The organism is Streptococcus phocae, from assembly GCF_001302265.1.
Lineage (GTDB): Bacteria > Bacillota > Bacilli > Lactobacillales > Streptococcaceae > Streptococcus > Streptococcus phocae.
This window is the reverse complement of the sequence record NZ_LHQM01000010.1, coordinates 224,639-240,592: the sequence shown is the minus strand read 5'-3', so window position 1 is coordinate 240,592 and position 15,954 is coordinate 224,639. Positions and strand designations below refer to the sequence as shown.

Below are 15,954 nucleotides of genomic sequence, written 5' to 3'. Positions count from 1 at the left end.
CTTTTGGGGTGCAGTTCAACGGACAAAGGGGGGTCTTTTTTTCAAAATATGTTATTAGACTTTAAGCAATGCCGATTTCAGCACGAACCACCTGAGCAATGGTGTCTACATAGTAGTCTACCGCCTCATGTGTTGGTGCTTCTGCCATCACGCGCAACAAAGGCTCTGTTCCACTTGGTCTCACTAAGATGCGACCATTTCCTGCCATTTCAGTTTCCATCTTATCGATGACTGCTGCAATTGCTGGTATCTCCATAGCTTTGTTTTTCATACGATTGTCTACCTTGATGTTAACAAGTTTTTGGGGATAAACCATTACCTGCTTGGCTAGTTCAGAAAGAGGTTTTCCTATTTCTTTCATAACTTTTGCTAGCTGAATGGCTGTCAGTTGCCCATCTCCTGTGGTGTTGTAATCCATAATGATGACATGCCCAGACTGCTCACCACCGAAATTATAACCAGACTGACGCATTTCCTCGACAACATAGCGGTCACCTACTGCTGTGACAGCTTTGTTAATACCTATATTGTCCAGAGCTTTGTGGAATCCCAAGTTAGACATAACTGTAGTGACAATAGTGTTTTTGGCTAGTAACCCTTTTTCAGAAAGGTACTTTCCAATGATAAACATGATTTTATCACCATCTACAATTTGCCCCTGCTCATCAACAGCAATCAAGCGGTCGCTATCGCCATCAAAGGCTAGACCTAAATCTGACTGTGTTTCTAAAACCAAAGCCTGAAGTTTTTCAGGGTGTGTTGAACCTACACCATCATTGATGTTAAGACCATTAGGCGTTTCTCCAATGACTGAAATGTCACCATTTAAATCCAAGAAAACATCACGTGCTGATACTGATGCTGCACCATTAGCAGTATCAAGAGCGATTTTCATGCCCTCTAGATCAACTCCAGTAGTTACCAAGAATTTTTCATACTTGCGAATGCCTTCAGGATAATCAACCAAGGTTCCCAATCCTTCTGCACTTGGACGAGGCAAGTCATCACTAGCGCCATCTAAGAGGGTCTCTATTTCTAACTCTTGGTCGTCGGCTAGTTTAAAGCCATCACTTCCAAAAAATTTGATGCCATTATCTAGAGCTGGGTTATGACTTGCTGAAATCATGATTCCTGCACTAGCTTTTTCCGTTCTCACAAGATAAGAAACACCTGGTGTCGCAAGGACACCTAATTTATACACTTCAATACCAACAGATAGTAGTCCAGCAATTAGAGCTGATTCTAACATTTGTCCAGAAATACGAGTATCGCGAGCTACAAAAACTTTTGGTCTGTCAGTCTCATGTTGGCTTAACACATAGCCACCAAATCGACCAAGTTTAAAGGCTAACTCTGGGGTCAACTCAACGTTGGCTTCCCCACGAACACCATCTGTTCCAAAATATTTTCCCATAATTATATAAGCCCGTAGGCTTCCTCCATTCAATATACCTAGCTATTATCCTTTATTTCTTAGTTGTTGTCAACTGAACAGTGACCACTGAAGGATCAATGGCAAATTGACTAGAAGCTAGACTCACCGCTTTTGTCGTGTTCTTGGTCACATCAGAAATATCTACCTTAGCGACAATCTCATCAATTGTATCCAAAACATCGCGTCTTCCTGTGATGATGGCTGTTTGTTTTGATAATTTATACTGAATATCTGACAAAGAATCGTCCATGAGTCCGACAGCTTCTACTCTGATAGGGACTGATTTTGTGATTTTTTTGACAGAAACAAATAAATTCGCTTTGGCAGGATCAATCGCACTGGCTAAAATTGTCCCATCTGCTGCCACAGCCTGTAGGGTCACTCGACTGCTGTAATCAGCATCCAAAATTTGATCTTCTGGCAATTTAGCAATCACGTGGTCAATCAAAGCAATGGTTGACTCATCGCTAGTTACCTCAGCTTTATCAATGCCTGCTTCTATTTTAGTGATTTCATAACCGTCAGCAATCTGCTTGGCATCAACACTGCCACGCACTGGAAAGGTTTTGGATTCCTTTTTACCAATGGTTACCGATATGGTCTCAGGAGACACTGTCGCTGTCACGCCTGACGGCAAATTTTCAATTTTCAAGGGAACGTTTACCGTCCCTGGCTTGCTTTTGGTCAAATCTGCAACAATCTTAAAGTTTCGCGTATCACTATTAACCTCTGAGTCTAATTTGATACGATTTGTCGAGGTCAGGTAAACCTCTGCACTGTAGGAATAACCGCTGATAAAATATTTTTCATTATCATACTTCATGTCAACCGGGACATCTTTTAAAGTATGCGTGTAAGTTTCTAGCGGGCTATAAATTTGCGACCCCGAATTGTTATGATTGCTAGACGCTGCCGTTAAAAAGAGAAGAATCGCCAAAAAAAGCGAAACAAGTCCTAGCCATATGCGACTGTTTAGAAATCTTTTCATTTGACTTGTCCTCCCCAAATTTTCTTGTACCAAGGCAGTACCACGCTAGAATCATCAATTAAGTGTGTCCTAAGGACTGTTTCAAAGGTTTCTGAAGACAGATCATGTAGAAACTGCCCCTTACGAGCTACTGAGATAGCTCCTGTTTCCTCAGACACGATAATGGTTAAGGCATCTGAGTTTTCAGACAAGCCAATCGCTGCCCTGTGGCGTGTGCCAAATTCTTTTGAGATGTTCATTGATTCGGAAAGTGGCAGGTAAGCACAGGCAGCCACTATTTTGTTGTGTGATACAATCACTGCCCCGTCATGAAGAGGGGTATTAGGGATAAAAATATTGATTAATAGTTGACTTGAAATATCGGCATTCAATGGAATTCCTGTTGTGATATACTCTTGTAACGTTTGTGTCTGCTCAATCACAATCAAGGCGCCAATCTTTCGAGGACTCATATAGGCTACCGATTTTAATAAGGCGTTAATAACCAGTTCTTCTCCACTTAACGTTTGTTTTGGGAGAAATACCTGAGTGGAGCGGCCAAATTTTTCAAGACCTGATCGAATCTCTGGTGCAAAAATAATAACACCAGCAATAACCCCATAGGTAATCACCTGATTCATCAAATAGGTAATAGTTGTAAAGCCAATCCATTCAGCGATAAATCGGATAATGATAAAGAATATGACCCCTTGGACCAAAGACATAATCTTGGTTCCCGCCAAAGATTTGATAAAACGATAAATCACATAGGCGACAATCACGATATCCAGCAGATGGACAATAAACATCCAAGGATCATCAAATAGGCTTAGTAAAAATTTTGTGTCAATACTTGATAAATTTCTCATACAATTCTCATTTCTATGTCAAACAGATACCTCTACTATTATATCATGTTTGGAAGAGTTTTTCTTTATCTAAAAGTTATGAAGTTGTGATAAAATATAAACATGAAACTAAAGACATTACTTGGCTTAACAGCCGGAAAAACTGCACAAATGGTATTGAATAAAATGGGGCGTGGTTCCACTTACCCAGGAAGCTTAGCCTTATCCTTAGATAAAGATATCCTAAAAACCCTAGCTAAAAACTACGAAATTGTAGTGGTGACAGGCACAAATGGAAAAACGTTGACAACTGCGTTAACCGTGGGTATCTTGAGAGAGGCTTTTGGCGAAGTATTGACAAATCCAAGTGGTGCCAACATGATTACTGGTATCGCTTCTACTTTTTTGTCTGCTAAAAAAGGAAAATCTGGCAAGCAAATTGCGGTTTTAGAAATCGATGAAGCTAGCCTGCCAAAAATCACAACATACCTCAAACCTAGTCTCTTTGTGTATACCAATATTTTTCGTGACCAGATGGATCGCTATGGTGAGATTTATACCACTTATCAGATGATTGTAGACGGTGCTAGCCAAGCCCCTGAGGCAACCATATTAGCAAATGGCGATAGCCCCATTTTTTCATCAAAACAGCTAGCAAACCCCATCAAGTACTATGGTTTTGATACCCCAAAACATGAACCGACCCTCGCACACTATAATACTGAAGGGATTATCTGTCCGCGATGTGAGCACATCCTTCAATACCGTCTCAACACCTATGCCAATTTAGGAGATTTTATTTGCCTCAACTGTCAATTTCAACGCCCTAAACTCGACTACAAATTGACGCAACTGACAAAATTAACCAATCAAAGCTCTGAATTTATCATTGATGGACAAGAATATAAAATCAACGTCGGGGGACTTTATAACATCTACAATGCTCTCGCAGCCGTGGCTGTTGCCGAATTTTTCGGGGTGCCATCTGATAAAATCAAGGCTGGATTTAATAAAAGTAAGGCTGTTTTTGGCCGTCAAGAAACCTTTACCATTGGTGATAAATCATGCACCTTGGTCTTAATCAAAAACCCGGTCGGTGCTAGCCAAGCCTTAGAGATGATTCGTTTGGCTGATTATTCCTTTAGCCTTTCTGTCTTGCTTAACGCTAACTATGCCGATGGTATTGACACTAGCTGGATTTGGGATGCTGATTTTGAACTGATCAACCATATGGATATTACTGAAATCCATGTCGCTGGAGAGAGACATACAGAAATGGCGCGCCGACTCCGTGTGACAGGATTCGACGACAGTAAATTATCACACTCTGAAAAAATAGAGACTGTTCTTGAGGCCATCAAACATCAAAAGGCCGATCACGCTTATATTTTAGCGACTTATACGGCCATGTTAGCTTTTCGTGAATTGCTAGCAAACCACAATATTATAGATAAGGAGATGAACTAATGACCTACACAACGTTACAGTCTCCAGATAATCGTCACTACGACTACAGCATTAATGTCGCTCACCTGTATGGCAACCTTTTAAACACTTATGGGGACAACGGCAATGTGCTCATGATCAAATACATCGCTGAAAAATTAGATGCCAAGGTGACCGTAGATATTGTTTCTATTGACGATACTTTTGACCAAGAGCATTACGACATCGTCTTTTTTGGAGGGGGTCAAGATTACGAACAATCCATTGTTGCCAAGGATTTGCCCATGAAAAAAGAAGCGCTGGCTGATTATATCCACCAAGAAAAAGTGGTCTTAGCCATTTGTGGTGGCTTTCAACTCCTCGGACAATATTACGTGCAAGCAAATGGGGTCAAAATTGATGGCACCGGCATCATGAAGCACTATACCTTAAACCAAAATAACAGTCGCTTTATTGGTGACATCAAAATTCACAACGATGAGTTTAATGAGACTTATTATGGATTTGAAAACCATCAAGGTAGAACCTTCTTAGCTGATGACGAAAAACCTCTAGGGCGTGTCATCTATGGTAAGGGAAATAATAAAGAAGACCAAACGGAAGGCGTTCATTATAAAAATGTTTACGGCAGCTACTTCCACGGTCCTATCTTATCTCGAAACCCACGCTTAGCCTATCGCCTAGTTGTGACTGCTTTGAAAAAGAAATATGGTCCAGATATTTCACTAAAAAAATATGAAGAGATTTTAAGCAAAGAAGAAGCTGAAGATTATACGGAGAACAAAAGTAAAGCCAAGCATAAAAAAGCTTAGCGCACTAAAAAAGACCTAGCATTTATAAGTGTTAGGTCTTTTTTGATTAAGCCACAATGGCTTTGGCTATTTCTTCTACAGTCATGCGTGAAAAGTACTGAGTCGTGTCAAGTGTTTGTAGTCTCTCAAGAATATGTTTGTAGTCATAGCGACATCCCACTAGCAGCTCTTCGATATCTTTCACATCCTTGATGCCAAAGAAATCCCCGTAAATTTTAAGGTTTTTAATCACAGATGTTTCTACATTGGCAAAGGTTGATATTTTCCCTGCAGAATAACGAACATGACGTTCAATTGTATATTCAGGAGCTTGACCATAAGTCCAGTCCCAACTGCCAAATTGCTCGGTAGCTGATTGTTGAATATGAGCTAGCTCTGCTTCTGATAGCACATACTCTGTCATATCAGGATAAGTTTCTTTCATTTTATTTAAGATACTATCTGCAAATTCATCCACTGTTATTTTAACTGGCAATTCATCTAAAATATTGGTCACGCGCGCTCTAACCGACTTGATGCCTTTTGATTCGATTTTGTCCTTGCTCACTTTTAAAGCATCTGCTAAAACAGACATGTCAACGTCAAACAGCAAGCAACCGTGGTGCATCATACGACCTTTGTAATATGCTTGGGCATTCCCACAGATTTTTTTCCCATCGATTTCCAGGTCATTACGGCCTGTAAAAGTCGCTGTCACGCCCAAGTCAGCTAAGGTTTCAATAACAGGTTGTGAAAAGGTTTTAAAATCAAAAGCCCCTTCAGTTGTCTTGTTTGAGATAATGGTATAATTTAAATTGTTTAAATCATGGTAAACAGCTCCACCACCAGATAATCGACGCACTACATGGATGCCATGTTGGTCAGTGTATTCTTTGTTGATTTCTTGGATAGTGTTTTGGTGCCTACCAATAATGATAGCCGGCTCGTTAATCCAAAGAATGAACAATTCATCTTCGTCCATTAGTTCTTTAAAAGCATAAGCCTCAAGCGCAATGTTATAGGCTGGGTTGTGACTTTTATTAACAATATATTTCATTTGTGTCTCCTTTGAGTTTTTTCTTAATTAATGATAACAAATTATTACCTTTCAAGCGATTATTTTAATTAAAAACAACGGTCATGGCGATAAAAAAAGCAATCACAAGCAACCTTTTCCAGTCGCCTATGATTGCTTTTTTCGCATCAGCTGTTTTTAGCGTAAGAGCTGACAAAACAGTCTTTTGCTATTTGTAAGTGATTCTACCTGATGGGTATAAAGTGGTTCCACTGATATCAACGTTGATTTCTTTGGATAGTTTGACAGCTTGATCATCTATCACTTTACGCCACCATTCCCAAGCCAGTCCAGTACATTCGCGCGCCATAATGCGGATATTTCTACTATTAGGGGCTAGTGGAATGACAGTGTTAAATGGAGAGGTTTTACTGTACCAGTTATTGTTCCAAGCTTTTTTGGTAATGACTTCTTTGCCTTTATCATCATAATCAACTTCATCCCAAAGGATTTGATATTGGGCAACGTAGCCACCTCGATGTGTCAAATGAATCTTACCACTGGTATATTCTGTAGAAGTGGTTTCAACGTACTCACTTCTATTATTAACACCAGCAATCTTGTTGTCTTTGAGGAATACGCTCGTGTATGAAATTGGATAAGCCGGGTTTTTTCTGCTAAAGGCTGCATTGTCCTTGATGACTGAGCGAATCACATCAAAATCTTTAGTGACAACCTTGTTGTGTTCAGCGGCGTCACCACCTAAAACGACAGCTGTGAATGAACTGTTGTCTAAAATATCAGAATATTTCCCTTTTGATTTAACATCTGTTCCTTTTAGGGCTGCACTAAAGGCGGCTTCGACATCGTTGCTCTTAGAGCTGGTTTCTAATTTAACAAATATAGTTCTTCCGTAGGCTACATTACTTACCATAAGTGGTGGCGCAGCATTGCTGACACCTTTTTTGGTCAATTCATTAAAGGTTACGGAATTATCAAAGACATCTGAAGGATTTGTCGGAAGTGTGGCTGATACAGTGTAGAAAATCTGCTTATAGGCTGCAATCATGACTTTCTTTTCCCCTTTAGAAATAGAATTAAAGTCAATGCCTATCGTACCATCAAAAACTTTACTGTTGACATTAAGAGCTGCTTCGATTTGAGATTTTGAGTAAACCATTGACTCCGAGTACTGTGTTCTGGCTGGCAAGGTGTTGCCTCCTGAATAATTGTCGTGCCATTTGTTCACCAAATCGTCAACCGCTGCTGCCACGTTGGCATAATTAGGATTTTTAACTTCTACTGTTGCGCTAGCCCCCATACCTGGCAAGTCAATATGAATGTTTTGTGGTTTTCTCTTAGTGATTAGAGTATCTGGTTTATTTTCTGTAAAATTCTTGTTAGCTAATTGGAGCGCTCCTGGATAGGTTCTATCAGTTACCGAATCAATAATAGATATATCCACTGGTGTGGTGTTGATGTCCCGTTTCTTTCTTTCGATAACGATGAACTTATCTGGTGTCTTTTTACCCTCTTTTGGAACAAAATTTTCAATCTTTTCCCCATTTTTTGCTAAAATTTCGATTGGGTTATAATTTAATGCAAAAATGCCATCGTTTACTTCTTTAGAATGGTCAACATCCACATCTTTTTGTTTCTTTTCAGACGCTTCTTCTGGTGGCATCTCTTTGGGGTTTACTTTAATGGTGTTCTCTGAATTTAGCAGGTCATTTAGCTTGGGATCTGGTGTGAAATGTTCTAAATTGGAACCATCCGTAATAAACTCAATATTATCGGTGCCACTGCCAATCGTAACATCTGGTGATTGTGGTTTATTATTATTTGGGTCGGCATTGGCTGTCATAATATTACACAGAATGGCTCCCACAGATAATAAGGCAACTAGTCGGCTATACTGTTTTAAATTTTTTTTCATAAATATACTCTTCATACTGTTTTAAAATGTTAGGATAATTCTTTCTACCATATCAAGCATGCTGTCTTGGTAGTTTGCGAATTCTCCAACCTTATAGTGCGTCATGTCATTTTTCATCTCGTCAGTCTGTAGAGATGCCTTGATATTTGCTAATATCTCTTTTTGTTCTAAGGTGAAAGGCACTGTTTCATAATACTGACGTAGCATGTTTTCTGCATTTAGAAACTGGACTGCTTGATAAACACATAAGGGTTGTTTACTTAAAGACATCTCCACTAAGGCTTTTTCAACGTTTTCTTTGATCTGAGTTTTACCGTTTAAAAAAGCTGGGTAAATGCCATATTCTAAAATCACCTCAGCATCTGATATGTCTGACATGAATGAATCTCTATTGTTAATCCTATAAAACTCTGTGTCGCCAATGAAATATGGAACCAATTCACTAGGTTGTAAGTCTTGATTAAAGAGTTGTTTATACTCATCGTAACCACTTGGTGTTTGATACATGCTTGCCTACTTTCTATCTTGCATCTGTCTGACTTTGAATCGACCGTTTACTTTCACTCTCTTGCCATTTGGAGCAACTACTTTAGGGTCTACAATTTCAAAATAACCCTTGCTTTGAATTTCTTTAAGAACATCTTTTGAAGAAATGCCTTTAACGTCTATTGATGGGAAAATCAATTCACTTTCTGAGTTTTCAATGTGTTTTCCTGCCCAAGTCTGGCAACCTGGAATATTGAGCGAAGAAGCTCCTGGAGAGTCACCGTTTGCAGTTCTAATATAGTTTAACTTATCAAGGTTTTTGGTGAGGTCAGCGTCATACTCGTACTGGAAGACCCCATCTTTATATTTTCCACTATCTACGCCTTTGACTTCTTCGATATTAGATGCAGATTTCAATTTACCTTTATCATTATAAAGGAGAACGGTGTCTTCAGCAAAACTTGTGACAAACAAGCCGTTTTCCTGCCTACCAATGGTATAGCCTCTCGCAGCATTGTCAAAGGCTGCCATCAAATCTTTTTTGCTCACGATGTGTGAAGCACCGCTTTCTCTATAGATTTGTTTCAGTTTGTCTACAAAATCTTTTTTGTAATTATATTTTCTGCTCGCGTACATGCGATAATATTCTGTTCGTGATGAAACTGCTGACATGGCAATGGCTTTGTCGGCATATTTATCGGCATATTTGATAAATTCTTCCGCTTGAGTCGGGGTAACCCATTTTTCTTTCAGTTTGTTAAAGGTCTTTTCAAAATTATCGCGCTCTAAGTTACCAAAAGTCACCTCAGAGACAGCTAATGTGTCTTTGCTTTTACCTTGATGAATGGCTGTGACTTCAATATCTACTCTGTCAACGTCAACATTTCTATCTAACTCAATGTGATGTGGTTTTTTCGTATAGGTATCACCCAACTCTACTTGTTGGTATAAAACCATGTCATCGCCATTGTAATATTTAACATCTGCTTTAGCAATGCGGTTCTTCTTGTAATAATTGTCTTTAGATGAAACGTCACCATTTGTGATAAGAACTTTTCCTATCCGAATGGCAGAGTCAAATTTGTAGGATAAAACCTCACCAATACCGCTGCCAGGAGCATCTTCTTCCCAGGCAGTGTCCATGGAACTATCTATGGTATGAATGATATGTTTGTTTTTTTTCGACGATGATGCCTTGGCTTTGACAACTTTTGTCGTATCATATCGTTTTGCTTTTTTTAATGAATTGCTTTTTTTATGAGTTACTTTTTCAGTGGTTGCAAAGACAGGCGTTTCTGCTATTCCCTCGCTAAGACCACCAGTCATGACGGTAGCTAAACTAGCCACTAGCATAAACTTCGATAATAATAATTTACTTTTTCTCATATAAACCACCTTTTTAAAAATATAATTAAAATATACATGTTGAAAGCGCTTTTGTCAATGAATATTTTAAGTATATCTTAATGTTATTTTAGTAAAATAAATTTCATTTGTGTTATAAATTGATATTTTTTAATAAAAAAAGCACAGGCGAATTTCGCCTGTGCTTTTGAGATAGATAACTATCACATCTTTTACTTATTTGCGTTTTGGAGGATTATGGATAGCTTCACCGAGAACATCGGCAAACGCCTCGTACATAACCTCAGAGAAGGTTGGGTGTCCATGGATAGAAAGGAGCAATTCATCAACTGTTAATTCTGATTCCATAATAGTTGCTGCTTCGTTAATCATTTCAGCTGCTGCTGGACCAACGATATGAACCCCTAGAATCTCATGGTATTTAGCATCAGCAATAACTTTGACAAACCCATGTGCTTCATTTGAAGCGATGGCACGGCCATTACCAGTAAAGCTATTTTTACCAATGAGGATGTCGCCATATTTTTCACGGGCATCGTCTTCAGTCATCCCTACCATTGCTACCTCAGGGTGAGTGTAGACAGCAGCTGGTGTGTACTTAAGATTTGCTTTACGTGTGTTACCATGCATAGCATTTTCAGCAGCTACTTCACCCATGCGGTAAGCAGCGTGCGCTAGCATTTTAGTTCCGTTCACGTCACCTGGTGCATAGATGCCTGGAATTGAGGTCTCTTGATAGTCATTAACTTTGATGCGGTTACGCTCCATCTCAAGGTTAAGGTTTTCAAGTCCATTCATTTGTGGCACACGACCAATTGAAAGCAGAGCTTTTTCGGCAACAATTTCTTCGCCGTTGTTCAACTTCAATGTTAATTGATTGTTAGCCTCAACAATTTCAGAAACACCAACTGATGTTTTGATTTTCATGCCTTTCTTAGAAAGGATTTTTTGAAGCTCTAGAGACACTTCTTTGTCCATCGCTGGGATGATACGGTCTGCCATCTCAATCACGGTCACATCAACACCATAAGATGCCCAAACAAGACCAAGCTCAATACCAACAACACCACCACCCATAACAGCTAGTGATTTTGGCATTTCTTTCAAATCTAGGATGTCGTCTGATGTCAAGACAAGTTTAGACTCAATTCCTGGGATATTAATGCGAGAAACTTTCGAACCTGTCGCCAAAATGACGTTACGTCCTTTAATGGTTTGTGAGCCGATGGTAACCGTTTTGTCTGGATTTACTTGACCAAGACCGTTAAAGATGGTTACTTTATTAGCTTTCAATAGGCCTTGAACACCACCTGTCAAGGTTTTGACAACAGTATTTTTAAAGGCAACGGTTTTATCCATATCAATAGTGTAATTGGTTGATGCTAGATTGATTCCTCGCCCTGCTGCAATCTTAAGGCCATCTAAGATTTCAGCATTTTTGAGGTAGGTTTTTGTAGGAATACATCCAACGTTCAAGCAAGTACCACCAAATTCAGATTTTTCAACAATGGCGATTTTTCCACCAAGTTGAGCACCGCGAATCGCTGCGTAATAGCCCGCTGGGCCTCCACCAACAACGACCATGTCATACTCGTCGTCAGCTAATGCCGCTTTAGGAGCTTTTGCTGCTTCTGTTGCAGGTGCTTTTGGCACTTCTAGTCCGGCAGCTTCTAGGTCTTCTGTTGTTCTAGCAACATCAACGTCCGAAGCGGCTTTTGAGCCTTCTTGGACAACTTCGCCTTCGGCACCAATATAGCCGATTACTTCTGTGACAGGTACGGTTTCGCCTGCTTGACGCGTGATTTTTATCAAGACACCTGAGTCTTCTGCTTCTAATTCCATATTGGTTTTATCTGACATGATTTCAAGAAGAATATCACCTTCATTGACGGTGTCACCTTCTTGTTTTTTCCACTCGATGATTTCGCCTTCTTGCATATCAACACCGAGTTTAGGCATAATAATTTCGACAGCCATTTTTGATTCCTTTCATTGCTTCATGCATTTTTAACCTGTTTGCATTGACTAACTCTAGTCAACTGGTCATCAAATCAATAATTCAAATGGGTTTTCCATTAATTTCTTGAGGTCAACCATGAACTTAGCACCATTCATGCCATCAACAAGACGGTGATCAATGGTTAAGCACAAGGACATAATTGGACGGACTTTGATTTCTCCATCAACAACCGTTGGGGTTTGAATCGTTGCACCAACACCTAGGATAGCTGAGTTAGGCTGGTTGATAATTGGGTTAAAGGTTTTAGTGCCAAACATTCCAAGGTTGGTAATTGAGAAAGTTGACCCTGACATTTCTGCTGACTTCAATTTACCTGCTTGTGCTTTTTTAATAACGTCTTTTGAGGCTAGTACAAAGTCTGAGAGGCTCATTTCGTCTGCTCCATGAACCACTGGTACAATCAAGCCATCGTCTAGACCAACAGCAATTCCTAGGTTAACAAAATGGTGCAACTCAATGTCGTTAGCGTCATTGATAAGCGAAGCATTCATGTAACGGTGCTCTGGTTTCATCAATGTTTTGACAACAGCCATACCAATCAAATCAGTAAAACTGACTTTCAATCCGGTTTTTGCCATGATTGGGTCGATTAACTTCTTGCGTAGGGCAATCATTTCAGTCATGTCAATATCGTAATTCAAGGTAAAGGTTGGCGCTGTTAGGTATGAATGCGTCATGCCTTTAGAGATCGCCTTACGCATCGCAGACATTTTAATGATTTCAACACCTTCTGGCAATGCTTTTTCTGGTGCTTCTTGCACTGGGCTTGCTTGCGCTGCAGGTTCTTGGGCACCAAGGCTAGCAAGGATGTCTTCTTTCATGACTTTGCCCTTGTATCCTGTGCCTGTAATGCTTGCTAAATCAATTCCTTTATCAGCTGCTATTTTACGAGCTAATGGCGAAGCCTTCGGCTGAACACCCTTGAAGTTTTCAACATCATCACGGTGCACACGACCTTTAGGACCTGTACCTGGGACTTGTCCCAAATCAATCCCCATTTCTGCGGCTAACTTACGAGCGGCAGGAGTCGCACGAACCTTGCCTCCTGTTCCTTGAGGAATAGCAGTTTCAGCAACTTTAGGGTCTGTGGTTTCAACGTCTTCTTTTGGCGCAACTGCTGGGCCTGCATCGGCAGACGAAGGAACTGGAATCTCTGTTGTTTTTTCACTTGAAGCAAGGGTGTCAACAGACTCTCCTTCAGCTCCAAGATACCCAATCACTTCTGTGACAGGAACTGTGTCACCAGCTTGGCGCACAATTTTTAATAGTATTCCTGAATCTTCTGCTTCTAGTTCCATATTGGTTTTATCCGACATGATTTCAAGAAGAATATCACCTTCATTGACGGTGTCACCTTCTTGTTTTTTCCACTCGATAATTTCGCCTTCTTGCATATCAACACCGAGCTTTGGCATAATAATTTCGACAGCCATAATCTTCCTTTCGTTTCATTTCACACCATACTTAGACAAAGATTTGCTTCAGCTGGCGTCGTTAAAAAACTGCTCAAGGGACACTCAAGGTAATGAATGAAGCTCCTGTCTGGAGCTTCGCTCATCTTGTTGGTGTTAGTTCCCTTTTCTTGCCATCTTAACAATAGCCGCTTTGATTTTTTCGACGTCTGGTAAGATTCCTTGTTCAAGGACACGCGCATAAGGAACAGGGACATCTTCGCTAGCGAGACGCACGATTGGATGATCTAGATAGTCAAAGGCTTCGCTTTCAGTGATCATTGTTGCGATTTCACCAATAAAGCCACCTGTCTTGTAAGCATCGTTAACAAGCATGAGCTTACCAGTTTTCTTAACCGAATCAATAATCATTTCTTTGTCAAGAGGAATCAATGTTCTTGGGTCGACAACCTCAACGCTAATGCCGTCAGCAGCAACTTCTTCTGCTGCTTGCAAGACGCGCTCTAGCATACGACCGTAAGATACAATCGTTAAATCTGTTCCTTCACGTTTGATGTCACCTTTTCCAAGAGGAATGTAAAAGTCTGGATCTTGGTTAACTTCTTCTTTTTTACCGTAAAGTGCTTTAGGTTCCATAAAGAGAACAATGTTGTTGTCGCGAATAGCTGATTTCAAAAGCCCTTTCGCATCGTTAGCATTTCCTGGTGCAACAACCTTGATTCCTGGAATATGGGTTAGCCAAGCTTCTAGCGATTGTGAATGCTGCGCTGCTGAACCAATTCCTGAACCAGATGCGGCACGGAAGGTAACAGGGGTAATCAAGCCACCACCAAACATGTAGTTATTTTTAGCACCATTATTCACAATAGCATCCATCATGATGGTCAAGAAATCCATAAAGGTTACGTCAACAATTGGACGAAGCCCTGTGATGGCTGACCCGATAGCTGCTCCTGAAATCGCTGCTTCTGAAATTGGGGTGTCTTTTACGCGTTTAGGACCAAATTCTTCAAGCATCCCAACAGATGTCCCGAAGTCTCCTCCGTATACTCCAACGTCTTCACCCATTAGGTAAATGTTCTCATCCTTGCGCATTTCTTCAGTCATGGCAAGATTGATAGCTTCACGCAAAGCCATTAATTTTGTTTCTGTCATTATTTTCTCCTAGTTTTTACAAAATAGAAAGGTCATTCTCTCAAAAGCTACTATAAACTTCAAACTTTCTAGCTCTGAGGTGTCACGATTGCCTAGCCTTAGTCTACCCAAACGTCTTCGAACGCGACTGATAAGTCTGGATCTGGACTATTTTGAGCAAATTCATAGGCATCATCAACTTCTTTTTTGACTTGTTCTTGAATGCTATCAAGCTCTTCATGCGTTGCAATGCCTTCGGCAGTCAAGTAGTCACGGTATTTGATCATTGGATCTTTTTCTTTCCATGAATTGACTTCTTCTTTTGTGCGGTATTTACCAGCATCAGCTGTCGAGTGACCAAACCAACGGTATGACTCAACCTCAACAATTGCTGGGCCGTTGCCACCACGCACATGCTTAACAGCCTTGTCCATTGTTTCATAAACAGCCATCAAGTCATTCCCATCTTCACAGTAGTATCCTGGAATACCGTACGCTTCTGCACGTGTGTATAAGTGTGGGGTATTCGTTGCATTTTTAATGCTCATTGAGATACCGTAACGGTTATTGATGATAAAGAAAATAACTGGTAATTTCCAGGTCGCTGCCATATTGACAGACTCATGGAAAGAGCCTTCATTTGTTGCCCCATCACCTGAGAAAGCCACAACGATGTTGTTGGTTCCCTTGTATTGTTGAGTCAACGCAGCTCCTACCGCTAAGGCATAACCACCACCAACGATTCCGTTAGTTCCGTAGTTACCTTTTTCAAAGTCGGCCAAATGCATTGAGCCACCGCGTCCTTTTGAGACACCAGTTGCTTTTCCAGCTAATTCAGCCATCATTTTGTTTAAATCCATGTCTTTGGCGATGGATTGACCGTGACCGCGGTGATTTGAAAAGATAATGTCATCATAAGTCAGATGAGCAACTGCACCAACGTTAGCTGCTTCTTCACCAACTGAGAAGTGGGTCATCCCTTGTACAAATCCACGACGGACAAGTTTGTTAATACGTGAATCAAATTCACGAATACGCTCCATTTTAAGGAACATATCTAAATGTTGTTCTCTAGAAACTGTTACCATTTTTGCCTCCA

The 15,954-nt window shown here is 40.3% G+C and carries 13 protein-coding genes; 2 read left to right on the top strand and 11 right to left on the bottom strand.

Annotated elements, in window-relative coordinates; all coding sequences use genetic code 11:
- Positions 1 to 61 precede the first annotated feature (61 nt).
- From glmM to cdaA, 3 genes are read right to left on the bottom strand one after another with little or no spacing between them, the layout of a single operon-like run.
- Positions 62 to 1,414, bottom strand: a complete 1,353-nt coding sequence (glmM, locus tag AKK44_RS03800) for a phosphoglucosamine mutase (RefSeq protein ID WP_054278581.1) — start codon at positions 1,412 to 1,414, stop codon at positions 62 to 64.
- 52 nt (positions 1,415 to 1,466) lie between these two features.
- Entirely contained in the window at positions 1,467 to 2,423 is a 957-nt protein-coding gene (locus tag AKK44_RS03795) for a CdaR family protein (RefSeq protein ID WP_054278580.1), read from the bottom strand.
- The gene (gene cdaA / locus AKK44_RS03790; protein WP_037596209.1) at positions 2,420 to 3,271 is read right to left on the bottom strand and encodes a diadenylate cyclase CdaA; all 852 of its coding nucleotides are present in this window, start codon (positions 3,269 to 3,271) and stop codon (positions 2,420 to 2,422) included. Before cdaA ends, AKK44_RS03795 begins: the two co-directional genes overlap by 4 nt.
- A 102-nt stretch (positions 3,272 to 3,373) precedes the next feature.
- Here cdaA and murT point away from each other — a divergent pair, with 102 nt between their 5' ends.
- Both murT and gatD read left to right on the top strand, forming a co-directional pair.
- A complete protein-coding gene (murT, locus tag AKK44_RS03785; protein ID WP_054278579.1) occupies positions 3,374 to 4,717 on the top strand; it encodes a lipid II isoglutaminyl synthase subunit MurT in 1,344 nt (447 codons plus the stop codon).
- A complete protein-coding gene (gene gatD, locus AKK44_RS03780) occupies positions 4,717 to 5,508 on the top strand; it encodes a lipid II isoglutaminyl synthase subunit GatD (protein WP_054278578.1) in 792 nt (263 codons plus the stop codon). Before murT ends, gatD begins: the two co-directional genes overlap by 1 nt.
- A gap of 46 nt (positions 5,509 to 5,554) precedes the next feature.
- On the opposite strand, the gene AKK44_RS03775 is transcribed toward gatD, so the two are convergent.
- The 8 genes from AKK44_RS03775 to AKK44_RS03740 form a co-directional block, all read right to left on the bottom strand.
- Positions 5,555 to 6,544, bottom strand: coding sequence for a lipoate--protein ligase (locus tag AKK44_RS03775; protein ID WP_054278577.1), 990 nt, complete (start codon positions 6,542 to 6,544; stop codon positions 5,555 to 5,557).
- 187 nt (positions 6,545 to 6,731) lie between these two features.
- Positions 6,732 to 8,438: a thiol-activated cytolysin family protein gene (locus tag AKK44_RS03770; RefSeq protein ID WP_408022491.1), complete on the bottom strand. Its 1,707-nt coding sequence runs from the start codon at positions 8,436 to 8,438 to the stop codon at positions 6,732 to 6,734.
- 21 nt (positions 8,439 to 8,459) lie between these two features.
- Positions 8,460 to 8,945: an NAD glycohydrolase toxin immunity factor gene (gene ifs, locus AKK44_RS03765; RefSeq protein ID WP_054278576.1), complete on the bottom strand. Its 486-nt coding sequence runs from the start codon at positions 8,943 to 8,945 to the stop codon at positions 8,460 to 8,462.
- A 6-nt stretch (positions 8,946 to 8,951) separates the two neighbouring features.
- Positions 8,952 to 10,310, bottom strand: coding sequence for an NADase-type glycan-binding domain-containing protein (locus AKK44_RS03760; protein WP_054278575.1), 1,359 nt, complete (start codon positions 10,308 to 10,310; stop codon positions 8,952 to 8,954).
- Positions 10,311 to 10,505: 195 nt separating this feature from the next.
- Entirely contained in the window at positions 10,506 to 12,266 is a 1,761-nt protein-coding gene (lpdA, locus tag AKK44_RS03755; RefSeq protein ID WP_054278574.1) for a dihydrolipoyl dehydrogenase, read from the bottom strand.
- Between the two features lie 69 nt (positions 12,267 to 12,335).
- Positions 12,336 to 13,742 (bottom strand): dihydrolipoamide acetyltransferase, encoded by a 1,407-nt coding sequence (locus tag AKK44_RS03750; protein ID WP_054278573.1) that lies wholly within the window; start codon positions 13,740 to 13,742, stop codon positions 12,336 to 12,338.
- Positions 13,743 to 13,877: 135 nt separating this feature from the next.
- Complete coding sequence (locus tag AKK44_RS03745) at positions 13,878 to 14,876, bottom strand: alpha-ketoacid dehydrogenase subunit beta (protein ID WP_037596200.1); 999 nt, start codon at positions 14,874 to 14,876, stop codon at positions 13,878 to 13,880.
- A 98-nt stretch (positions 14,877 to 14,974) separates the two neighbouring features.
- Positions 14,975 to 15,943: a thiamine pyrophosphate-dependent dehydrogenase E1 component subunit alpha gene (locus AKK44_RS03740; RefSeq protein ID WP_037596199.1), complete on the bottom strand. Its 969-nt coding sequence runs from the start codon at positions 15,941 to 15,943 to the stop codon at positions 14,975 to 14,977.
- Positions 15,944 to 15,954 lie beyond the last annotated feature (11 nt).